Source organism: Microseira wollei NIES-4236 (assembly GCF_020521235.1).
Classification (GTDB): domain Bacteria; phylum Cyanobacteriota; class Cyanobacteriia; order Cyanobacteriales; family Aerosakkonemataceae; genus Microseira; species Microseira wollei.
Window position 1 is genome coordinate 1 of record NZ_BLAY01000071.1, and the last position, 20,136, is coordinate 20,136.

General features: G+C 43.6%; 23 protein-coding genes, 1 tRNA gene and 4 pseudogenes. 11 read left to right on the top strand and 17 right to left on the bottom strand.

Features of this window, described 5'->3' with window-relative positions; translation table 11 throughout:
• Positions 1–29: 29 nt before the first annotated feature.
• The gene (locus MiSe_RS22595) at positions 30–446 is read left to right on the top strand and encodes an RNA-guided endonuclease InsQ/TnpB family protein (RefSeq protein ID WP_307731507.1); all 417 of its coding nucleotides are present in this window, start codon (positions 30–32) and stop codon (positions 444–446) included.
• 85 nt (positions 447–531) lie between these two features.
• On the opposite strand, the pseudogene iscB reads toward MiSe_RS22595, so the two are convergent.
• From iscB to MiSe_RS22610, 3 genes and pseudogenes are all read right to left on the bottom strand, one after another.
• Positions 532–985: pseudogene (iscB, locus tag MiSe_RS22600) on the bottom strand (RNA-guided endonuclease IscB); the annotation flags it as partial.
• A gap of 82 nt (positions 986–1,067) precedes the next feature.
• Positions 1,068–1,580, bottom strand: a complete 513-nt coding sequence (locus MiSe_RS22605; RefSeq protein ID WP_226585130.1) for an LAGLIDADG family homing endonuclease — start codon at positions 1,578–1,580, stop codon at positions 1,068–1,070.
• Entirely contained in the window at positions 1,531–1,815 is a 285-nt protein-coding gene (locus MiSe_RS22610) for a hypothetical protein (protein WP_226585132.1), read from the bottom strand. Before MiSe_RS22610 ends, MiSe_RS22605 begins: the two co-directional genes overlap by 50 nt.
• Positions 1,816–2,626: 811 nt before the next feature.
• On the opposite strand from MiSe_RS22610, the gene MiSe_RS22615 reads away from it, so the two are divergent.
• From MiSe_RS22615 to MiSe_RS22630, 5 genes are all read left to right on the top strand, one after another.
• Entirely contained in the window at positions 2,627–2,884 is a 258-nt protein-coding gene (locus tag MiSe_RS22615; protein ID WP_226585133.1) for a helix-turn-helix domain-containing protein, read from the top strand.
• Between the two features lie 48 nt (positions 2,885–2,932).
• Positions 2,933–3,253, top strand: a complete 321-nt coding sequence (locus MiSe_RS22620) for a hypothetical protein (protein ID WP_226585134.1) — start codon at positions 2,933–2,935, stop codon at positions 3,251–3,253.
• Positions 3,254–3,914: 661 nt separating this feature from the next.
• On the top strand, positions 3,915–4,328 hold the full coding sequence (locus MiSe_RS52860; RefSeq protein ID WP_373872844.1) for a reverse transcriptase N-terminal domain-containing protein: 414 nt from the start codon (positions 3,915–3,917) through the stop codon (positions 4,326–4,328).
• Positions 4,329–4,331: 3 nt separating this feature from the next.
• Positions 4,332–5,633, top strand: a complete 1,302-nt coding sequence (locus tag MiSe_RS22625; protein WP_373872845.1) for a group II intron reverse transcriptase — start codon at positions 4,332–4,334, stop codon at positions 5,631–5,633.
• A 28-nt stretch (positions 5,634–5,661) separates the two neighbouring features.
• A complete protein-coding gene (locus MiSe_RS22630) occupies positions 5,662–6,336 on the top strand; it encodes an RNA-guided endonuclease InsQ/TnpB family protein (RefSeq protein WP_226585135.1) in 675 nt (224 codons plus the stop codon).
• 345 nt (positions 6,337–6,681) lie between these two features.
• On the opposite strand, the gene MiSe_RS22635 is transcribed toward MiSe_RS22630, so the two are convergent.
• The 3 genes and pseudogenes from MiSe_RS22635 to MiSe_RS22640 form a co-directional block, all read right to left on the bottom strand.
• A complete protein-coding gene (locus MiSe_RS22635; protein ID WP_226585136.1) occupies positions 6,682–7,413 on the bottom strand; it encodes a DUF7694 domain-containing protein in 732 nt (243 codons plus the stop codon).
• Between the two features lie 387 nt (positions 7,414–7,800).
• Positions 7,801–7,926, bottom strand: coding sequence for a hypothetical protein (locus tag MiSe_RS51120; protein ID WP_264196655.1), 126 nt, complete (start codon positions 7,924–7,926; stop codon positions 7,801–7,803).
• Positions 7,927–8,489: 563 nt separating this feature from the next.
• A pseudogene (locus MiSe_RS22640) lies at positions 8,490–9,720 on the bottom strand (AAA family ATPase); the annotation flags it as partial.
• A 134-nt stretch (positions 9,721–9,854) separates the two neighbouring features.
• Between MiSe_RS22640 and MiSe_RS22650 the strand changes: the two are divergent.
• Positions 9,855–11,033, top strand: a pseudogene (locus MiSe_RS22650) (RNA-guided endonuclease InsQ/TnpB family protein).
• Here the strand turns inward: MiSe_RS22650 and MiSe_RS22660 are convergent.
• The 4 genes from MiSe_RS22660 to MiSe_RS22675 all read right to left on the bottom strand — a co-directional run bounded on the left by MiSe_RS22660 (position 10,996) and on the right by MiSe_RS22675 (position 13,410).
• The gene (locus tag MiSe_RS22660; protein ID WP_226585144.1) at positions 10,996–11,760 is read right to left on the bottom strand and encodes a Ycf46 family AAA ATPase; all 765 of its coding nucleotides are present in this window, start codon (positions 11,758–11,760) and stop codon (positions 10,996–10,998) included. The pseudogene MiSe_RS22650 and the gene MiSe_RS22660 sit on opposite strands and share 38 nt — an antisense overlap.
• A 33-nt stretch (positions 11,761–11,793) precedes the next feature.
• On the bottom strand, positions 11,794–12,312 hold the full coding sequence (locus MiSe_RS22665) for a hypothetical protein (RefSeq protein ID WP_226585146.1): 519 nt from the start codon (positions 12,310–12,312) through the stop codon (positions 11,794–11,796).
• A 130-nt stretch (positions 12,313–12,442) separates the two neighbouring features.
• The gene (locus MiSe_RS22670; RefSeq protein ID WP_226585147.1) at positions 12,443–13,066 is read right to left on the bottom strand and encodes a GIY-YIG nuclease family protein; all 624 of its coding nucleotides are present in this window, start codon (positions 13,064–13,066) and stop codon (positions 12,443–12,445) included.
• An 83-nt stretch (positions 13,067–13,149) separates the two neighbouring features.
• The gene (locus MiSe_RS22675; protein WP_226585148.1) at positions 13,150–13,410 is read right to left on the bottom strand and encodes a helix-turn-helix transcriptional regulator; all 261 of its coding nucleotides are present in this window, start codon (positions 13,408–13,410) and stop codon (positions 13,150–13,152) included.
• A 551-nt stretch (positions 13,411–13,961) separates the two neighbouring features.
• On the opposite strand from MiSe_RS22675, the gene MiSe_RS22680 reads away from it, so the two are divergent.
• Together MiSe_RS22680 and MiSe_RS54460 are read left to right on the top strand one after the other, a co-directional pair.
• On the top strand, positions 13,962–14,114 hold the full coding sequence (locus MiSe_RS22680) for a hypothetical protein (RefSeq protein ID WP_226585149.1): 153 nt from the start codon (positions 13,962–13,964) through the stop codon (positions 14,112–14,114).
• A 128-nt stretch (positions 14,115–14,242) separates the two neighbouring features.
• Positions 14,243–14,350: a DUF8626 domain-containing protein gene (locus MiSe_RS54460; RefSeq protein ID WP_507770159.1), complete on the top strand. Its 108-nt coding sequence runs from the start codon at positions 14,243–14,245 to the stop codon at positions 14,348–14,350.
• A gap of 206 nt (positions 14,351–14,556) precedes the next feature.
• On the opposite strand, the gene MiSe_RS22685 is transcribed toward MiSe_RS54460, so the two are convergent.
• Positions 14,557–15,783: an RNA-guided endonuclease InsQ/TnpB family protein gene (locus MiSe_RS22685; protein WP_226585150.1), complete on the bottom strand. Its 1,227-nt coding sequence runs from the start codon at positions 15,781–15,783 to the stop codon at positions 14,557–14,559.
• A 422-nt stretch (positions 15,784–16,205) separates the two neighbouring features.
• On the opposite strand from MiSe_RS22685, the gene MiSe_RS22690 reads away from it, so the two are divergent.
• Together MiSe_RS22690 and MiSe_RS22695 are read left to right on the top strand one after the other, a co-directional pair.
• Positions 16,206–16,385, top strand: a complete 180-nt coding sequence (locus tag MiSe_RS22690; protein ID WP_226585151.1) for a hypothetical protein — start codon at positions 16,206–16,208, stop codon at positions 16,383–16,385.
• A 782-nt stretch (positions 16,386–17,167) separates the two neighbouring features.
• Positions 17,168–17,485: a hypothetical protein gene (locus tag MiSe_RS22695; protein WP_226585152.1), complete on the top strand. Its 318-nt coding sequence runs from the start codon at positions 17,168–17,170 to the stop codon at positions 17,483–17,485.
• Between the two features lie 45 nt (positions 17,486–17,530).
• Here the strand turns inward: MiSe_RS22695 and MiSe_RS52865 are convergent, their stop codons facing one another.
• The 6 genes and pseudogenes from MiSe_RS52865 to MiSe_RS22725 all read right to left on the bottom strand — a co-directional run bounded on the left by MiSe_RS52865 (position 17,531) and on the right by MiSe_RS22725 (position 20,134).
• On the bottom strand, positions 17,531–17,923 hold the full coding sequence (locus MiSe_RS52865; RefSeq protein WP_373872847.1) for a tyrosine-type recombinase/integrase: 393 nt from the start codon (positions 17,921–17,923) through the stop codon (positions 17,531–17,533).
• 221 nt (positions 17,924–18,144) lie between these two features.
• A pseudogene (locus tag MiSe_RS52870) lies at positions 18,145–18,399 on the bottom strand (hypothetical protein); the annotation flags it as partial.
• 277 nt (positions 18,400–18,676) lie between these two features.
• A tRNA-Pro gene (locus MiSe_RS22710) sits at positions 18,677–18,750 on the bottom strand.
• A gap of 56 nt (positions 18,751–18,806) precedes the next feature.
• Positions 18,807–19,172 (bottom strand): DUF1818 family protein, encoded by a 366-nt coding sequence (locus MiSe_RS22715; RefSeq protein ID WP_226585157.1) that lies wholly within the window; start codon positions 19,170–19,172, stop codon positions 18,807–18,809.
• A gap of 71 nt (positions 19,173–19,243) precedes the next feature.
• Entirely contained in the window at positions 19,244–19,843 is a 600-nt protein-coding gene (locus tag MiSe_RS22720) for a hypothetical protein (RefSeq protein ID WP_226585159.1), read from the bottom strand.
• A 57-nt stretch (positions 19,844–19,900) separates the two neighbouring features.
• Positions 19,901–20,134: a DNA-directed RNA polymerase subunit omega gene (locus MiSe_RS22725; protein WP_226585161.1), complete on the bottom strand. Its 234-nt coding sequence runs from the start codon at positions 20,132–20,134 to the stop codon at positions 19,901–19,903.
• Positions 20,135–20,136 lie beyond the last annotated feature (2 nt).

Consider the following 20,136-nt stretch of genomic DNA (forward strand, 5'->3'; position numbering starts at 1 on the left):
AGTGACAAGGGAAAACACATTGAGTAGCCGTGTGCGGGGAAACTCGCAAGCACGGTTTCGGAGGGGAGGGAGAGGTTAGTAATAACCTCCCTCGACCCTACCCGATGCAAGTGGCGTTTGAGAAACTGCAAGTGAAGAATATGGTGAAGAATCACCATTTAGCTAAGTCTATCAGCGATGCTGCAAGGTCGCAATTTACCGAGTGGTTGGAATATTTGGGCAGGGTTTATGGTCGAGTGGTGGTGGGAGTGCCGCCGCAATATACCAGCCAGAATTGCTCTAGTTGCGGTCAAATGGTGAAGAAGTCGCTGTCTGTTCGTACCCATGTCTGTCAATGTGGCTGCGTACTGGACCGCGACCATAATGCCGCAATCATTATTTTGGATAGGGCGCACCAAACAGACTGGCTATCAATTAACCAGTACCGTGGGACACACGGGAATTAACGCTTCCGGAGAGAAGATCCTCTACCCAAATTTGGCAACAAGTTTGGGCAAGGTCCCTCGGTGAACGAAGAATCCGCCGTCTTTTAAGCGGCGGAGTGTCAAACAAACGATTTACCCATGTCTGAATGTTTAGAACACGAGACATGAGACTAGGTGGCAACCAATCATCCTGACGACGACGATTGAGAAATCTTGGCTTACGGTATCTAGTTTTACGTTGGCGGCGACTTCTGCGTTGTTGTCTTCTGCTGGTCAAGGAATCTCTGATTGCAAAACCACGATGTTCTAGTTCAGCCGCCCAGACAATGTTTTTATCTGATACCAAAGCCAAACCAGTGAACCTCGCACCAGGGTCAATCTTAATCCTTAATGGCTTTGTCCGATCGCATCTAACCTCCTTTAAGTCAGATAACTGTGAATGGGTATTGGCGGAATACTGCTGCGTGTTCAGAAAGTAATTTTCTAGCAACAGCCGGGTGAATTGGATTGCATGGATTGCGAGCGCTATCCAATACAAAAACTGCATTTTTCTTTGACATTCAAAACTCCTATTTCTCGGGTAAATTTCACCGAATAAACCGAAAAATATCTAGCTTTTAAAGAGAATATCTTTACTTGAGGTTATGCTTTTCTACTGTCTAAACTAAAAAGTCCTTCTTTATTTAGACAATCAATGTACCTTTGATATTTTCTGTCCAACCTTAAACCATTTGAGTCTTGGTAAATCCATTCGAGAAAGTTTTTTGCCTTTTGGCTAGATAAAATTAGTCTGTGCGAGCTTTTTTTCCCTTTATCTTTGGGAAGGCTAGGAACTGGTTCTGGTATTCGTTGGTTAACCTCAGTTAATAAAGAATAGGTTCCAGCTATGTAAACGCTAACTACTGGAACGCCATCTTTTTTGCGAAAATACCTGGTTATGCAACCATCGCCATCAAATAAACCTCGAATAAAATGACTATTTAGATGAGATGGAATATTTTGGGGATAAAAGGCTGAATTACTTTTTTCAACGTCAAATCCCTTTTCTGTTAAGCTTTTGTGAAGTCTTTTGCTCGCTGCAATAGTGTACACATCGTTTGGCTTTTTATAAATTTTGTGTTCTGAACCCAATAAATCTCTCCATAGTTCTACCAAGGCTAGTTCTTTGTTGGTAAACCCTACCTGATAATCTCGTGAAGTTAAATGTCCATCTGTTCCCTAAAGCATAAGCTTTTTCCGTGTCAATAACATTGAAAAAATCAAAATTATGCGTTTGGTTGCGACCAATTACTTCCTTTCTTTTTACTTCTCCCTTGCCAAGCTTTTTCTTTGGCAATTTGAGATACTCAATTTGATTTTTAATCGGCTGGCAGGTAAATTTACCTGCCAATAGATCTTCTCATTCATAAATATTTAATGAACTAGAATTTGCTGGGAGCAAAGCAATATCTTTTTCTGACCAAACTTTTGGCATATTCTTAAAATTGAAACGTCATTGTTGTTGTAAGCTATACTAGCTTTCTTCTGCTGATTAGCCGTACTATGAGCCAAAGTTATCTAAGCTTGTTATGTCAGCCACACTGCCTAAACCCAACTCGGACGTTTAATGACTGGCAGCAGAGCAAAGAACTGTTGAAGCATTCTTTGGTGCTATGACCTAGATAACGTAGTCAATTAAGACTTAGACGGGTCAACTATGGACTTGTTTTCAAGCCCCCACTAGAATCTTTGATTTAGTGATGGGTCGTTGACCAGGCTTGTACATTATTCAAAAGTATCCTCAAAACTTTCTTTTTGTGGTCCATCGAGTTTAATTTCAGAAACGTTTTCGCAACGCAGCATTCTCAGTCTTAGGGGGATATTATTGCCTGCCCCTAACTGGTTATTTAACTTTCGAGGGGGTTTGGGGGAGCTATAATTCCCACGTCCTACCCGATAGGGAGGCGTGGGAATTATAGCTCCCCCAAGCTGATTTTATAAAGGTCTTTCCCGGTAAAATCAGCAGCAAATATAGGGTTATAGTCGAGTATTTTTATGTTATAATTAACTCAAGTTGCTAGTTATCTCTCTCACAGCGGCTCATGGCTAATGGCTAATGGCGAGATTGGTAAAAATCCAAGATTAGCAATTAGCAATTAGCACTTAGCAACGCCAAAGTTTATAACTAGCAACTTGCGTTAATTAGTAGTATGACTCTCATCATGAACTACTGCTACCGAATTTATCCCGACGCCATCCAAGAGCAGACAATGCTTCATTGGTTGGAAATATCGCGCAAGGTATATAACTACGCTTGGCGGGAAATCAAGGATTGGGTCAATTCGCGTAAGTGTAGTTTGGACTATTGTTCGCTGGAGCGAGAATATATCGTTCCTGCTGATAAACCGTTCCCCACTTACTACATCCAGCAGAATGCACTTCCCAAAGCGAAGGAAGAAAGAATTCCCCCAATTGGGTGAAGCACCTTCTCAGGTTCTGCAGACCACGATTCGTCGGTTGCATGATGCTTGGAACTACTTCCAAGAGAGAGGATTTGGCTTTCCACGCTTCTTGAAGTTTGGACAAATGAAGTCCATGTTCCTCAATTCAAGACTAATCCGATTACAGGGTGGCAAATTAGTCTGCCCAAAGTCGGGAAAATACCCATCAATTTGCATCGACCTATCCCAGAAGGGTTTGCGATCAAACAGGCACGGGTATTGAGGAAAGCGGATAGATGGGAAGTGGTTATCACCATAGAGTCTGACGTATCGATACCAGATGCCCAACCTCATCGAGATGCACGCTCGTATCGATATGGGATGGGAAAAGTTTTTGACAACCTCTGATAGAGAGTTGATTGCTAGACCTCGATTCCTGACCGAGTTGTACCGCCAGCTGAAATTGCTGGTGTGACTCGTTTCCTCAAAAACGGAGGCAATTGTGCCAACAAAGTGTGGAGGAATCAAGGAACTAGCCTCTCGTATCGGCTAGAACGAACCTGGAAAACTTGATAACCATGAGGGTGTAAATCCCTCCCCATAGGTGCAGTGGTGACAGCATCACCCCCATAAATGAGAGTAGCGACCTCAATTGTGAAACAAAGTGAAAAGGAGGTAACTGGTAGCCTAAACCGGAATCCCTTCTAGCAAAGAGCCTATGAGTAACGAAAGTGAAGATGTGACTGAACTACCGTTATCAGCAACCAGTGTAAAGGCTGACACACTGGAGCCAAAAGGCAAAGGATAGGGAGTTGGCGTTTCAGCAAGCGACTAATAAGCACTTGCCAAAAACCCGGTAGAGAGCATCACTCTAAAGGTTCAAACAATGGTTATCACGAACGAAGTAACCTCTATGTTTCTCTCAGGAAAGGTCGATACCTGAGTAGGTGCTAACCAGATGAAATACAGAGAAAGGATTGAATCAGAAGCCAACGCCCTCTTGTAATGAGGGGGATACGCTAACAGATTCACGCAGATTTGGAAGATATAGGCACAAATAGCAATTGATATGTCTAATACAGAGTCAAATAAGACGACTGTGGAATGGAAAGACATCCCTTGGCGAAAAATTGAAAGGGTGGTCTTCAAGTTGCAAAAGCGCATAGATCAAGCATCTCAACGTGGAGACGTTCGAGCAGTCCGCAGGCTGCAAAAAACCTTGATCAAGTCTTGGTCAGCTAAGGTCTTAGCCGTGGAACGGGTAACTCAGGATAATCAGGGCAAGAAAACTGCCGGAGTTGACGGGATGAAAAGTCTTACCCCAAAACAAAGGATAGAACTTGTAAACCAACTGAGGTTAAACCGAAAGGCTAAACCAACGAGAAGGGTATGGATACCCAAACCTGGAACAGAGGAAAAGCGCCCATTAGGGATACCTACAATGTACGACAGGGCAACCCAAGCCCTGGCAAAAGCTGCCTGAGAGTTGGAATGGGAAGCTAAATTCGAGCCAAATTCCTTCGGATTTCGACCAGGACGCTCATGCCATGACGCGGTTGAGCAGATATTCCAAACAATTAAGCAGAAAGCCAAATATGTGCTGGACGCTGATATTGCCAAATGCTTTGACCAAATTGACCATGAGGCACTACTAAGAAAACTAAATACATTTCCCACCCTACGCCGACAAATCAAGGCATGGTTAAAAGCGGGAGTGATTGACTCGAGCGAATACACCAATCGCCACAAAAGCCGAACAGTTGACCCAACACTTAAAGCGACACCGCAAGGTGGGGTGATTTCCCCCCTTCTTGCTAATATCGCCCTTCACGGTATGGAAACAGCGCTATTAGGAGCATTCCCCAAAAGAAACGCACCTAATATTATCAGATACCCAGAGGATTTCGTTGTCCTGCATGAAAACCTTACCGTCGTTCAAGAATGTCAACAAATAGTAGCCGAATCGTTGAAATGCATGGGTCTGGAATTGCAGCCCAGTCAAACACGAATCTCACATACCAAGTATGAAGGAAACGTGGGTTTTGATTTCCTCGGATTCAATATCCGACAACATCCAGTCGGTAAATATCAGACTGGGAAAGTAACAGGAAAACCACTAGGGTTCAAAACCATCATCACCCCAAGTAAAGAGAAGCTAAAAGCTCACACCGATGACATAGGAACCATCATTAGGCCAAATAAATCAGCCTCACAAGCTGAACTAATTGCAAAAATCAACCCAATAATCAGGGGATGGTCAAATTACTATTCCTCAGTTGTGAGTCAGGCATCCTACTCAAAAGCGGATCCCATAACTTATGATCAACTCAGAACTTGGGCAGACCACCGTCATCCCGATAAATCAAAAACATGGGTATCTAAAAGATACTGGCACAAAATAGGGACGAAAAGTTGGGGATTTGCAACAAGAAATGAAGCAGGGATGCAACTCCTTCGCCATGCAGATCCCCCCATAAAGAGGCAGGTTCAAATACGGGAACGCAGCCCATACGACGGGGACTGGGTTTACTGGAGCAATAGACGAGGAAATTATCCCGGTACTCCAAAAGCAGTAGCCGCCCTGATAAAATCTCAAAATGGCAAATGCTCTCACTGCGGACAGTACTTTGCATCAGATTCTCTCATTGAAGTACATCATAAGGATAAGAATCGAGCTTTCAATAAGAAAGAGAATCTGACATTAGTACATAGACACTGCCACGATATCATCCACGGTGCAGCGAATGAAGTGTTAGAAGAAAGATGGCTTGATGAACACCCTTTCTAACCCCCTGGGCCCAACAAGGGTAAGATGTATGTGTGACAAACACCAAGTCTTTGAGGAGCCGTGTGATTCGAAAGATTCACGCACGGTTTTGAAGACCAGTGCAGATGGTGACACCTGTACTGAGTTCAACCAACGCAACTATGCCAGAACGAAAAGGGGTTCTAAGAATCGCGAGAAGGCTCTCTTCAAGGTTGCCAGATTCCACAATCACATCGCTAGTGTTCGGAAAGATTGGCAGTTCAAACTGGCTAACCATCTGTGTACCAAAGAAGGCATAGGGATGGTTTTTGTTGAGGATTTGAATCTTCAGGCCATGTCTGGAGGAATGTTGAGAAAACATACTCTGGATGCTGCTTTCGGTCAGTTCCTCAACAAGCTTGCATGGGTGGCAAAGAAACATCAATTCTACTTTGCCCGTGTCAACCCGGATGGAACGTCTCAAACCTGCCCTAAATGTGGAACACATACGGGTAAAAAAGACCTTTCTGAACGAATCCATAAGTGCGATGTTTGTGGGTATGAAACAGATAGAGATCGTGCAGCATCAGAAGTAATCAGATTGCGTGGTCTGGATAACTTGAGTACCCAGGGACTCTGCGGAATAGAAAACGCCTATGCAGTCGGTCTGCCGGGGGTGGAGGAAACTCCATCTAGGTCAGAGGCGCCACCTCGTAAGAGAAAAACTAGGAATGCCAAATCGTGAGGTTTGGAAGCCTACACTTACCCGTCAGGGAAGTGTAGGAGGATGTCACCCAACCAATACACTCCCGCTCTGCGCCATCTTTTGAATAATGGCAAGCCATAATTTTGATTGGTTGCCCAATTTTTGATAAATTGCCTTCTGAGTCAGCAATTGTATCAATCAAATTCTCGTGAAATGAGCGATCATAATTTGGAATGTCAGCAACCTTCGATGACTTTTTCCTGCGACAGGTTTTGCACTGTTGTACGTGTATTATTTCCAGATTTTATTGTTCAGGTTAATCAAAATTTCAGTCACATAACATTAATTTTTGCTATGGCGGTAGCGAACCGCCGATTACGCTATTTAGTCCAAGGATTCAATTCCATTTGGCAGTTTAAAACCAGGCGGCATAACCCACAAATGATAAGCATTCATATCATTTACAAGCTCTGACATTGGTGGATAAACTTCAACTGATCCCTCGCTTCCCACTAACTCATTTTTAATCTGCTGCCAAGTTGCCCATTGGTCATTAATTCGCTTCCCATTGTGTTGTGTACCCATTAAATGGTTAACAATTACCCACTCGGTTTGGCGAGCAAAAAACATTACACGAAATTGGTTGTTATAGCAGAAACTCTGGCAATTTGGTACTGTTCCCTGAGCGCTAACCAGTTTCTTTTTAGCTTCGATTTCTGATGGCGGAACCCAAATCCATTCATTGGTTTTGGAAAATCCTTTGTTAAATGCTTTCATTGCTAACCTCAAACAAGCTTGTCCAGCACTCAAACCAGATTCCCAGTCAAGTTCGGATTGAATAATCAGGTTTTTAATGCGATTTATTTCGCTTTCAAATTGTGACTGTTCTTCAAAATGGTCTAGGTCTTTAAAGAAAAGCGCTCCATCGCATATCGCATCTAGACCTAGCTCCTGATACCCAAATCCAAGTAGCCAATCACCCACTTGTTCTGTGAGGTCTTCAATAACGACAAAATTATCGCTATTACCGCAGTACCAGAATCCGTCAGCCAACAATTTTTCAGCAACAAATTTTGCTTTCCCGAAGAGCCAGCACGGAAAGTCAATATTGCCCATAAACCAACCTCATCAGAAATAAATGTTCTTGACTCCCACCAGAAAGTCAAATTCAAAAAGCGTTAGCATTAGTTATTTTTGTGAAATGCCTCATTTAATTTTTGTTCAAGAGCAGTAACAGGTATAGCGATTTGCTGTGAGGGTAACTGAGCTTCACGCGCAGCGGAAGGAAGGCATATCCCTGTAACTCATTGGGATTCATGAATATTTGGTGGGAGCGACCCACCATAGACGCTAGTAACCTTTTGTAATTAACCTTCATCAGCAAATAGTTCTGGACTACGCCTGTAGTCCTCATGGGTATAGTCTTCTAAGCGCCTTAACCCGTTAAAAGAGGAGTAATACCCTTTGTATTGTTGCCTTTCGTTGTATTGATCTTCACGGCATTTAGCTAGCACATAGAAGTTCTTTACTGCCTTCTACCACATACATCCATCGCAATTGGGCTTTCTTGCCAGATGTTTCTTTTCCTTTTTGCCAGCAATGCCAGCAAACATTTCGATCGCTTGGCATAGGATCTCTGTTAAAACTCACTTTGTATCTCCATAGATGAATGTTCTTGACTCCCACGAGGAAGTCAAAGCCAAAAAGCTAAGCCATGTTTTTCAAGAATCGCCTGAAAATGCAGAGTTAATTTTTTCTTCAAGAGCAGTAGCAATTATAGCGTTCGCGCAGCGTCAGGGAGGCGCATCGCCTGTAAAGTTACTGCTTCATCGGTTCTTTCTACCAGTGAACATAACTGATTGTTGTTAGAAACATCAAACAGTTCTTCAGCTATTATTCTAGCTTGAGGATTGTTTTGTTTAACAGCAGACCAAATAATTGACGCGAAGCCCCAACTATTGATGACTGCCCGGTCGTCTGACGAAGTTTTAACGAGAGCAACTTCAGTTAAATGATGAAATTATTCAAAGTTCATCAAGGTAATTTGCCTCGTAGATAATTTAGCTGTTATAAGTTGAGTTTTAGTTGATAGTTTTGGTTAGTATTTTACCTGGGTTACTCCAAGTAAAACCGTGGGCAGGAAAGGTTTTATTTCCGTTGCAATCGCCTGAAATGTTCGTTAAATCAAAGCTTCAATCAACCTCTAAAAACTTAGTCATTGGTTGGGATTTACTGGTTTCAAGATAGCTAGCAGATTTAGCGCCGCTGGTAACTGCCCAGGATTTCAGTTTTTCGATTTGATGAGTAGCCAAACGAGCCAACGGAACACAGTCAGCGATCGCATCCAACAAATCCCCATTTGTAAATTCCTCATTCCGACTAAATGCTTGTTGCATAGCCTCATAAATGACTTGCTCAATCTCAGCACCAGAGAAATCTTTGGAGTGGCTGGCTAATAGTTCAAAATAAAACTCGTTATTTTTGACTCGCTCAGGGCGAAGGCGGCTCTTGTGAACTTGAAAGATTTGCTCGCGCTCTAGCTGGTTGGGCAGGTCGCAGAAAAATAATTCATCCAGTCTGCCTTTCCGAATTAGTTCAGCGGGCAAAATTTCAGTGTTGTTAGCAGTAGCAATAACAAAGACGGGGGCGGTTTTCTCTTGCATCCAAGTTAGCAGCGTACCGAACACGCGCCTGGATGTGCCGGAGTCACCGTCAGCGCCGCTGGTGATATTGCCAAACGCTTTGTCAATTTCATCTAGCATCAAACAGCACGGAGAAACAGCTTCAGCCAACTTAATGACGAGCCTTACTCGACTCTCACTTTCCCCGACAATACCGCCGAACAACCGACCGACATCCAACCACAGTAACGGTAACTTCCTCTCATGCTGCAATAGTACGGGCTGATAGTGATTTACCCGTGCCTTGAATCCCCGCCAGCAGCACGCCTTTGGGTGCTGGTAAGCCATAGGCGCGGGCTGCGTCGGTGAAACTGTGCTGACGAACTCTAACCCATTGCTTGAGATTTTCCAGTCCACCCACAGAATCTCAGCCGGATTGAACTGGGATAAATTCGAGAATGCCAGTTTCGCGGATGGTTTGACGCTTTTCATCGATGAGTTCTGCGATCGCGGTTTCATCCACTTTCCCCGCCTTGGCTAAAGACTTTGCCAGCACCAGGCTAATCCGGCAGCGAGTCAATCCCTGGCAAGCTTTGAGTAGTTGTTCGCGATTTAAGGGCGATACCTTTAATTTTTTGCCAACCAAGCGATCGACCAGTTCTGATATCTCATCGATGGTTGGCAGCGACAAATCTACAACCGTCGTTTCTTCCTTGAGTTCAGTAGGGTTACGCAATTGGTCTGACAGGATGACTAATGTGCGGCGATCGCGTGCCATCTCCCTTGCCACATTCTTAATCTCACCTAAAAAATGTCGCCAGGATGCCCACACCTGACCGAGGTAGGAGTGGGTCCCAATTGCGACTAACTAATAAACTGAGCAATAGGGAATACTTGGTTTTTGATCTATAATCATGATAGGAGTTTTTTGAGGTTATGGAACAAGTATTGACGCTAGTTGTAAGACTTGATGTATCCCAAAAACAGCAAGAGTTGTTGGCGGATACAGCTAAGAATTTTGCGTCAGCTTGTACTTGGAGCAATGAAACAGTTAATCCAAACCTAACTAACAGAAACTCAATTCAGGCGGTTTGTTATCACGAGGTTAAAGAAAAGTTCAGACTGACTGCTAACCACGTTGTCAGAGCTGGCGCTAGGGTAGCTGCCAACAGGCTAACCGCAAAACAGAAGGGTAGTTGCGTTAAAGGTTTTAAGCCAACCAGTTTTGATTGTGACGCTAGAACATTCCGGTTTATTGAAAAGACTTGGAGTGTTAGCGTTAGCACAACAAGTAAACGGGTAACTCTTCCAATAATCGCCAGTAACTATCATCGTGGTAAACTAACCGATCAAAACCCGACTTCCGCTCAAGTCTGTCTACACAAAGACGGTAATTGGTATGTCCACATTCAACTAAAATCAGAACCACCAAAACCAGGAAAATCCGACAATGTAATTGGTGTTGATTTTGGGAGAAGAGATATCGCCGTTACCAGTACAGGTAAGTCATGGTCTGGTAAAAATATTCAGGAGGTAAGAGACAAATACAGCCGTACTAGAACTTCTTTACAGAAAAAAGCTTCCCAAGGCACAAGGACTACACGGCGTAGATGCCGTCAAATCCTGCAACGGCTATCGGGGAGAGAAAGAAGGTATCAAGCGTGGCGCAATCATAACATCAGCTCATCTATCATTTTAGAGGCTAAAGAGTCTCAATTCTTTTTAGCTATTGAAGATTTAACTGGAATTAGAGAAAGAACCAATTCAAAACCCAGAAACAAGACCGAAAGAAGAAGGTCTAACAGTTGGGCTTTCTACCAATTAAGAATGTTTCTTGAGTAGGGCATCAAGGAAGGTGTGAAAGTTGTAACCGTTCCTCCTGCTTATACGAGTCAAACTTGCCATTGTTGTTTGCATATCGGAATCAGAACCCAGAAGCGTTTTAAGTGTGGCAACAAGGCTTGTGGGTGGATTGGGGATGCAGATGAGAATGGCTCTAAAATGATTGCTTTATTGGGGTTGAGTGTAAACCAACCTGGAGGCTCAAAATTACTGTCTTGCAACATTAATTTTAGGGCTACTGAAAGCCTACACTCACCCTCGAGGGGAGTGTAGGTAGTTTACGAACCAACGGCAACTGTCCTGCTCTTATCTGCCCGTTGCTACCGGGGGATATCAGAGTTGCCAAATCTTTCATTACAAAAATTGCCGGTTGGTCTGCGGGTGCTTTAGCAATACGAGCTAAAGCGTTCATTGGATTTCCCTTATCCGTGCCATCCTTGTCCGACCAACCTCTAGAGAAACAAAAAAAGTAAATTTGTATTTTTCGATCTTTAGCAATATCAAGAAGCATTTCTTCGGCTACTTCCTCTTCTGCTGCCACTAAATAAAGCAATGGAAATCTTGCCGATAACATCAATAATAATTCATTCTTTAAAATCCTCATTTTTTCCGGCTTATCCCTATCAACATCAACTTCTAAAGCTGAAGTATATTTTTGTTTTGTTTGGAGGTGACTAATAGTTTCATTGGCTTCTTTGAGTTGACTACGTAATTGCCCCAATTGAGATTCAAGCACTTGTTTTTCCCCAATCTGTGCTGGCAAATATTGAATTTGTTGGTGCCTCGTCTCAATCTCTCTTTCACGAGCTTCAAGTTGTCCTTTGAGTCGGGAAATTTCACCAGTACGTTCACGCTCTCTACTTTCCAAATCGGCAACTTCAGTCAACCGTTTTTGGGCCTCCGATAACTTACCCACCAAATCATTACGTTCTTGATACAAATTATCTAGCTGTTGCCGGAAATTATCTGAATCAGCTAATTGCTGCTTGTTGAGATTCATGTACGCTTCGCGCAGTTCATTGCGCTGGCGTTCCTATTCTGCCTTATAGAAATTTAGCTCAATCAGGAGTTGAGGAAAATCCTTGAGTTGGTTCTGCAATACGTCATTTTCAGAAGCTAATTGCTTCATGCGATCGCCGCTGATACTGGTATCTGCTTTTTGGTAGGCAAGGCGATATGTTGCGATCGCCATTTGTTTTGCTACCGTTAGATATTCTTCTGGAATATCCTGCTCATCAAGCAATCCATCATCTGTTGCTTCCAGAATTGCTGAAACTAAATCCTTGTCATTCTTGCCCTGCTTTAAACTTAACAGGTTTTCCCCTCGCCATTCCTTGAGCAGATTGCACACTGTATCAGCAGACCCGCCGATACCATAAATATGCTTAAGTGCTGCTTGTACTGAGCGCGTAGCGATACCGACTTTATTTTTCTGAAGCACAGCGCAAGCAATATCTACCATTTCCCGGTTAATGCTGCTGTGCTGTTTATTTGGATCTACGTCAAATCCTGTCAAATCAAGCGTTGCGAACGTTGTTGGTAGTTTTGCCATGATTGTCACCTATAAGGTTTCTAAACGATTAGCGATATGCCAATGGCTAGCTACGCGAACGCATCAAGCAATAAAGCTAGTTGACTTGGAACTAAATTTTCCAAAAATTCCTCAAAGTCAACAACTCTCATCAAGATTTTTTTTGTTTAGTAGCTAAAACAAGGTCATATAGATTGCAGTTCAGCAAAATACACATTTCCAGAGTTTCAGCAGGAGTTAAATGAGGCTGAAACTTTCCTGAAATCCATTCGCGTATAGATTTTGTCGTAACCTGGCGGGGACTATTAATTTCCTCAAATCTTCTGTTAAGAGCTTTAGCAAACCCTTTCTGTGTATATCCTGCTTTTTTGTAAAGGGTGATCGGCGTTACAACATTCTCAGCTAAATCTATGAATTGCTCATCAGTCAAATTCTGTTTCTGATGCCTACTCAAAAACTGAACCCTTTTGGGGCGTTCGCGCTTATTTAATGGTGGACAGAACTTGGCAATAAACTCTGATTCTATTGCTTTCAAACAGTTAAGGTCAGATTCAGCAATTGGTAACCAAAATATTCTGACTTCATTTTCCGATTTTATTTCCTCTAGTTTGCGATCGTTCAACCATCGCTCTTTCAAATTTATGGAAGAACCAATGTACTGAATTTTCTTCGCTGAATCAACCACAAAATACACACAAGGTATTTGCGGTAGCTTTTGTCTTTCCTCCAGCGGCACTGAATCTAAGCACATTGGGTTGACTAAATGCTCGATCATTAGATTACTTTTACTAAGTTGTTGTGTAACGCTAACCTTACAAAAATATACCAGGTTAACCTTACACGGTCAAGACTAAATTATCAGTTTTCTGGCAAATCGCTTTCATGTGGGAAAGCGATCGCAAGTTCAGCAAGAGTGCAACCAAGAATTTCAAGTAAAACAAGGGTTTCTGCTGGAGACAACTTAGGAATTGCCCTGCCGTTTATCCAAGCGTTTACCGCCTGACGCGAAAGTTTCCTGCCTGATGTGAGTTTCCAAGCACTCTCAACTAAATCTGCGAATTGCTCCTGAGTTAAACCCCTACGACTTAGTAAAATCATAAATTTTGACTTTTTCTTCATATCCTTACACTTGACAGTGCAAGGTCAACCTGTCACAAATATAATGAAAGGCTGACCTTACAAGCAATTCCTCCTGATGAAAAAAACAAGACAGGCTTGCACTCCGCCTTCACAAAACATAGAAGCACAAAGGATCTCGATCTCATATGTGGCCTAGAGGCTTAGCACAGAAAATGGAAAACCTGCCACTAAAACGCAGAGTTTCAGTAGAGCGCTGCAACCTCAAGTGGGTGCAAGACTTAGTTGCAGAAAAACACTATCTTCATAAACCAGTAGATCGCCGTGCCATACCATACCATTTGCTTACCCGAATTAATTACGGTTAGAGCATTTCACTAGGTGGAAAAGCGATCGGGTGCCGTCAGCGGGGGCTTTTCACCAGAGAAGATGATGAGATAAAAAGCGATCGCTTAGCGTGCGCTTCGCGCTCTCGCTCCCTTTTCACCGGATGGCAAGTTCTTGTCATCTCCCGCCTGTGGATAGACCCAATGCTTGGGCAGCGTCAGAGTAACGGTCGTGCATCAAATATTGACAGCTGTGCGAAGTCTATAATGCTCTGCCCTTGGCAGCAGGATTGGATTGACCATCACCCACCTGTTTTTCCCGAACTTCCCTATCACATCCGCCTCATCCTTGCCCACGCCGATACAGGTGCAGGACATGAAGGAATTGTGTACAGTGCAGCCAATTTCACTCGATATTAATTCGAGAATTAATTGCTGAAAATCCTTGGTGCAGCGTTGACTAACTGGTTGAGCATCTACGAGTCAAAAGGGACCAGACAACCGAAATAATAAGTAAGATCGTCCGCTCCAAATCTCCACAGATTGAACTGCGGGCAATAGTTAGTTACGACAACCGAGAATTAGCCAAACGAGCCGGATTTGGTTGGGACGGCGATATGCCTCCCTTCCGCTGCGCTCGCGCAGAATTTGGGTAAAGAAAATTCGGGAATGCGATACGCCAAAGTTTCTTCAGTCCTTGACCTTTAGCGTTGAAACGATTGCTTAATTTCATCAAACTACCGAAATTAATTCCGGGTATCCTTCCACGCGCGCTTGCGGCAAGGTAGTGTTTCTGTCGGCTGCGGAAAGCGCTTTTCAGATTGTTACTGCATAAGAGGTCAGAATGCTTGGAGTGAACTACCTACACGCTCCCTGACGGTACAGTGTAGGCTTCCTGCCCAACAAAAAACGTAGTAGTGGATTTCTGGCGTCCTCCCTTACTGTGATTTACTTCTGGGCGACAGGCTTTATCCCCCGTTCCAGAGGTCAAAATTCGTAGTCCTTCATCCCGAAGGTTGATAGCTGCGTTGATATCCCTGTCATGTTTTGTATGGCAATGTTCGCAAGTCCAAGTTCTGACATCAAGCGGCAAGCTGCCAACTTGCTTCAAGCAAACATGACAGGTTTTTGAACTGGGAAAAAATCTATCGACTTCTTGATAAATCTTCCCTGACATTTCTGCCTTATATTTCAACATGGTGCAAAACATCCCCCATCCAACTTGTTGAATGGATTTAGCCAAGCAATGGTTTTGCATCATGCCTTTAACCTTGAGATTTTCTACCACAATCACTTGGTTTTCGTTAACTATCCTACGAGATAGCTTGTGCAGAAAATCCTCACGGCAGTTAGTAATTTTTCTCTGAACTATAGCAACTTTTTTCCTAGCCTTAATGCGGTTTTTAGAACCTTTCTGCTTTCTAGATAGTTGCTGTTGTTTGAGTTTTAAATTCTTTTCATGCTTGTTAAGTATTCTGGGGTTGTCAAACTTAGAACCATCGCTAGTAACAGCAAAATGGTTTAAGCCAAGATCAATACCTATTGCTTTACCACCCCTCTCTTTCCCCCCTATTAGGGGGGATGAAAGGAGGGTATCCTTGCCATCGTCAAACAGAATAGCTGCAAAATATTGCTTATAACAGTTTTTTGAGCTGGTTACATTTTTAATTTTACCCTCAATAGGTCTATGAATGATTGCTGTTACATCTCCTATCTTTGGGAGAGTTAAATAATTACCTGTAACCTTGACATTTTGAGGATACTGGAGCGACTGCTTACCATTTTTTGATTTAAATCTAGGATAGTTAGCCCTTTTTTCAAAGAAGTTATTGAAAGCTACCCCAAGATTCAGACAGACTTGCTGCAAACATTGTGAATAAGTTAGTGACAACCAGTCATGCTCTTTCTTTAACTGTGGAATTAACTTTTTGACTTCGTACCCAGACAATCCTTTGCCTGTTTCCTTGTATGTTTGGTTCATCAAGTTCAAACAATAATTCCATAGCCAGCGACAACTACCAAAAGCTTGCGCTAGCGACTGCCGTTGCTGGGCATCTGGATACAATCTGACTTTGACGACTTTTAACATTTAGATTAAACAGACGTTTGCTATAAATTAGCATAGCATAGAATTTGTTCGTTTCCTCCATGCCCTCTTCTCTCGTGCTGCCGCACATTGGTCAGAGGACTGTCGTCAACTCACCCGCAATTCATCTCACGCTCCCTGAAGCGCCAGACGTGAGGCTTCTTGCGGAATTAGCTAAATTTTGATCTGTCACCTCTCCAAATTCTTCTCAATCTTCTTATCAAATATTTATCAACTCTCTCACCCAACGAGAGAGAGTGTTTTGAAGATTTTTGCCGGAGAGAGGTAGCCCGCCTCCCGCGACCGATCGTAAGCCTTGGGGATTATCTGGCAGCCTCTGACGCCAGCGGACAGCCAAGGTACGAAGATTTCTATCGAAGATTCCAAAACACCTCCACGGGGCGGGAAATGCGATTGGGAGCGATATGCCTCCCTTCCGCGAAGCTCTCGCAAACCAATTAACGGAGGAGGTATACGCCCAGATGGAGGAAGAATTTTTTGAGATGGGCGGGGACTTCCTTGCTTTTGTAGCCAATTTCTCGGGAGAAGAACGCGAATTTAGGGTGAAGTTTTTAGAGGAGTGGGACAGGAGGAATAAACATTGATTTGCCCGCATTCTAAAAGACAAATGGAGCCTATGCAGCTCACCGAAGTCTCGCGTTTAAACAGCATTCTTGTTAAATCCGGATATTGGGAATGTTCCTGTGGCTATGTGAAACCCATTTACCAAAAACAACCGGAATCACAAATACATGGTCTGAGCAAAACCATTAGTTGTTTTTGTTGTCAAGATACAGGTTATCTAAGTCATCAGTTGGTTCAGGAACATTTGCTAGAAGACTACAGCCCTAGCGATCCCCCTGTTCCCTGCGCCCGATGCTCCGCAGGTTTACTTATTAAGCATGGGTGGGATATCGCTACAAAAATTGATTGCGAGAGCTTCGCGGAAGGGAGGCATATCGCATCCATGCCATAGAAATCAAAAAAGTTCAATTCTCTGAACCCGATGAATTAGCATAAAAAGTTAATTCAGCAATTGCCAACCTTGCTTATTCCCAGAAACTATGACCCCCTCTAAATATGGCATTTGCTATCAATGCCATTCTCCCATAAATATTCCTGGACTGGCAGCCTTTAAGTGTTCCCAATCTGGATGGAAAAAAACTAATGACCTTAAAAGTGAATCTCAAAAAATCAAAGTTAACCGCCAAAGAAAAACTCTTAATAGAGTGCCAGTATCTTCTCAGGAAAATAGCCAAACATCCTGATTAAATTAAGTTGTTAATTAATGCTAAGGCAGGCTGGGAAATAATCGCTAACTCTAAGGCCAAAAAGCGTCGTTATATTTTCAAATTGCTATTCAAAGAATAGCATATCAAACCTTGTTATGGTATTTAAGATGGAAGAAATGGTAATTTTTTGTGACTCGAATACAGCAGCGAAGATTTTAGGATGCAGCGATCGCACTCTATTTAGGTACAGGCAGGAAGGAAAACTAATAGAGGGAATTCACTGGGGACGCAATCCCAGCGGCAAGGTACTTTACAATTCGGTTTTACTGAATCAATTAATAAGATGTGGCGGTAAAGTCAATCATCCAGATCATCAAAAGTTCATTCAGAGATATCTGGAATCTCTACCTGAGAATCAACCGATGAAGCGGGGGAAAAAGGCGGCAACAAATCGGGCAATTGTGGTTGGTTAACTAAGCCAGCGTAACTCTCATAAAGAGTTCTTACATCCTGTCCGGTTAGGGATGCGTTCGCGCCAGCGTTGGCAGGCGTATCGCAACAGGATTCATTCCCGCTTCCCAGCCATGCGAAATTAAAGTGTGCCTGGTGGTGTAGGGGCGACGATAATCAATTTCAAGTTCTTCCAGAGCCGGTTTCCAGTATCGACGACAGAAGTTTTTTGAGTCAATTAAATTTCCTTCCATGCTAGTAAATATTAGATCGTCGGGATCGGCATTACTAGCACTTTTTCGGTTCTGAAGCAATTGCTGAAGTCTGGGAGTAAGAAAAACAGTACGGGCTTTATTGTTTTTGGTTGCTTTGCGATTTCCTCTACTAATGCTTTCTCCAATCCAGACGCGATATGCCTCCCTTCCGCGAAGCTCTCGCAATTTAAAGAGCAATGTTTCCACTGCAAAGCTGCGGCTTCGCCTGTTCTTAGGCCAACACCAAACTTAAACTCAACGTAATCAGCGTAATGACTGAGGCGTGGATCTGTACGAAATTTGTTAATAATTTTATTGATTTCTTCTAACGTAAAGGGATCTGGCTTTTGCTGCGGAGGAACTGATACCTTGATTTCTGCCCAGGGGTTTTCCTGTACTAATTTTTTTTTGATACCCCACTGCCAGCAAGCGTTAAGCATTACGATTCGCTCGCCCACGGTAATCGGCTCCAATTTTTCAAGCAACCAATCCCGAAAATTTAGTCCAACAGTTTCGGTAACAGCGATCGCAGACTTGCTTTTAAAGTAAGACTCAAGATGTCCCCGCAGTCCCCGGTACTTTTCCCAAGTCGCTTTTGTGACTTGCCGCTGCTTATAATCAACGAACTTGTCCCATAGGGATAATAGAGCGATCGCCTGTTGCCGTTCCGGTTTGTACTTCATCAAAGTTGGCTCAAAGTTCCCGGAGGCAATATCTAGCTCGATCTTGTCAGGGTTAATCGCTTGCCCTCCCACGACCAATAGAGTCTAAGCCGACCTTTGAATTCTTCGACGGTGACGCCGCCTTTCGGAGTTCTTGCCATGCCTGTATTTTTATCACAGTTTTATCACAGATTTTGTCTGGGATTGTCACTTTCTGTCAGCCCTGATTGAGAATGGGGGGTATGGCAAAAAGACTGTAAAAATGGCGAAACCCCCTATTTCTAGGAGGTTTCGGTAATCGGAGCGACACGATTTGAACGTGCGACCCCCACTACCCCAAAGTGGTGCGCTACCAAGCTGCGCTACGCCCCGATGTTTTTCAATGCGCTTTCCTAGTATAACATGGTTTTTTGCCAAATAACAAGCCTTCAAAAAACTTTGAGCATTTGGGTTGCTTGCAGCAAACCTGGAACTGCTGCTGGCTCCCAACTGCCCTCGCCGCGCCTTCCTGCGTTTAAAATAAAGCGCAAGCTGTAAGCGGTGGGATAGCCTTCTGCTTGCATCCAGAGTAAGTCGCTTTCGGCTTCGCAGGCGATTTTTTCCTCATCCATTAACTCGCTTGCCATATTGCTCATCGTTGTTGCTAACTGTGCCAGTAAGCGGCAAAAGTCGTTTAATTCGGCTTCTGTAAGCTCAATTGCCCAATTATCCCCACCGACTAAACCTTTATATTCTAAGGCGTTGGGGTTCCAACCGATGCGCCAACCGGGGCCTGTTTTAATTAAACGATCCATTGGTGGAATTGGGTAATGGGTAATTGGTAATTGGTAATGGGAAGAAACCGATTACCGATTAGCCATAATCGTTAAAGTCTAAGTCGCTGGGCGTCTCCGGGTTGTGGTAGGGTGGGAATTGATCTGGGATTGGGTGTGGGCGTAAGCTCTTGCGTCTCCCGCCTTAAGGGTGCTTCTGTTTGCTGTGCGGCGTTGGGGTTAAAAATATTGACGAGGGTTTGAATTAAGCCATTACGTTGAGGGCGAGTTAGGCGTTGGATGGCGGCGCGATCTCGTTCTATTGGATTTTCTCGCAAGGTGTCACCTCCCGGATAAACCCCCTCTTCCATCAGTTCGTTTGCGCCCAGATAATCTGCGATCGTCAGTTTCCAATCCAAGCGAAAATTAGGCGGACGCCCTTTGACGAACATGTGATACCGAATCAACCGACTCGCCAGGGTATTATCTGGATCGACTTTCCCGCTTTGTTGGTTGACGTATTGATTTTCTAGCGGCAAGTCGGGCATCTGTTGGTATACTTGCCGCCAGAGATCTTGGGTTCTTAAAGCTTGAGCCATTACCGGATTTTGACTCAATATCCCCACTGGCGTTGATTGCCCCATCCCCGCTGCCAAAACCACAAGACCTGTTACGATAACTGGGAGCGCTGCCAAACTCAGTTTTTTGGTCATAGGTCATAGGTCATGGATGATCGACTGCAATTAGCCATTAGCAATTAGCTAATCACTCTATTCGCCGATAATTTCCGGTTGCGTTAACTCATCGGACATTTCGTAAATCGCTCGCAGTACAGGCTTCATCATCGGATCGTCCCCATTGTCAAAGTCTTCGTACCGGCGGCGTTTGGCACGATTGGCAACTTGCACCGTAATTCGGTAGCGATTGGAAGCTGCTTTAATTAAATCTTCGGCTCTATACATGATTTGAGCCTGGGTTGTCTCGAACTTAGAACGCTTTGGCATAG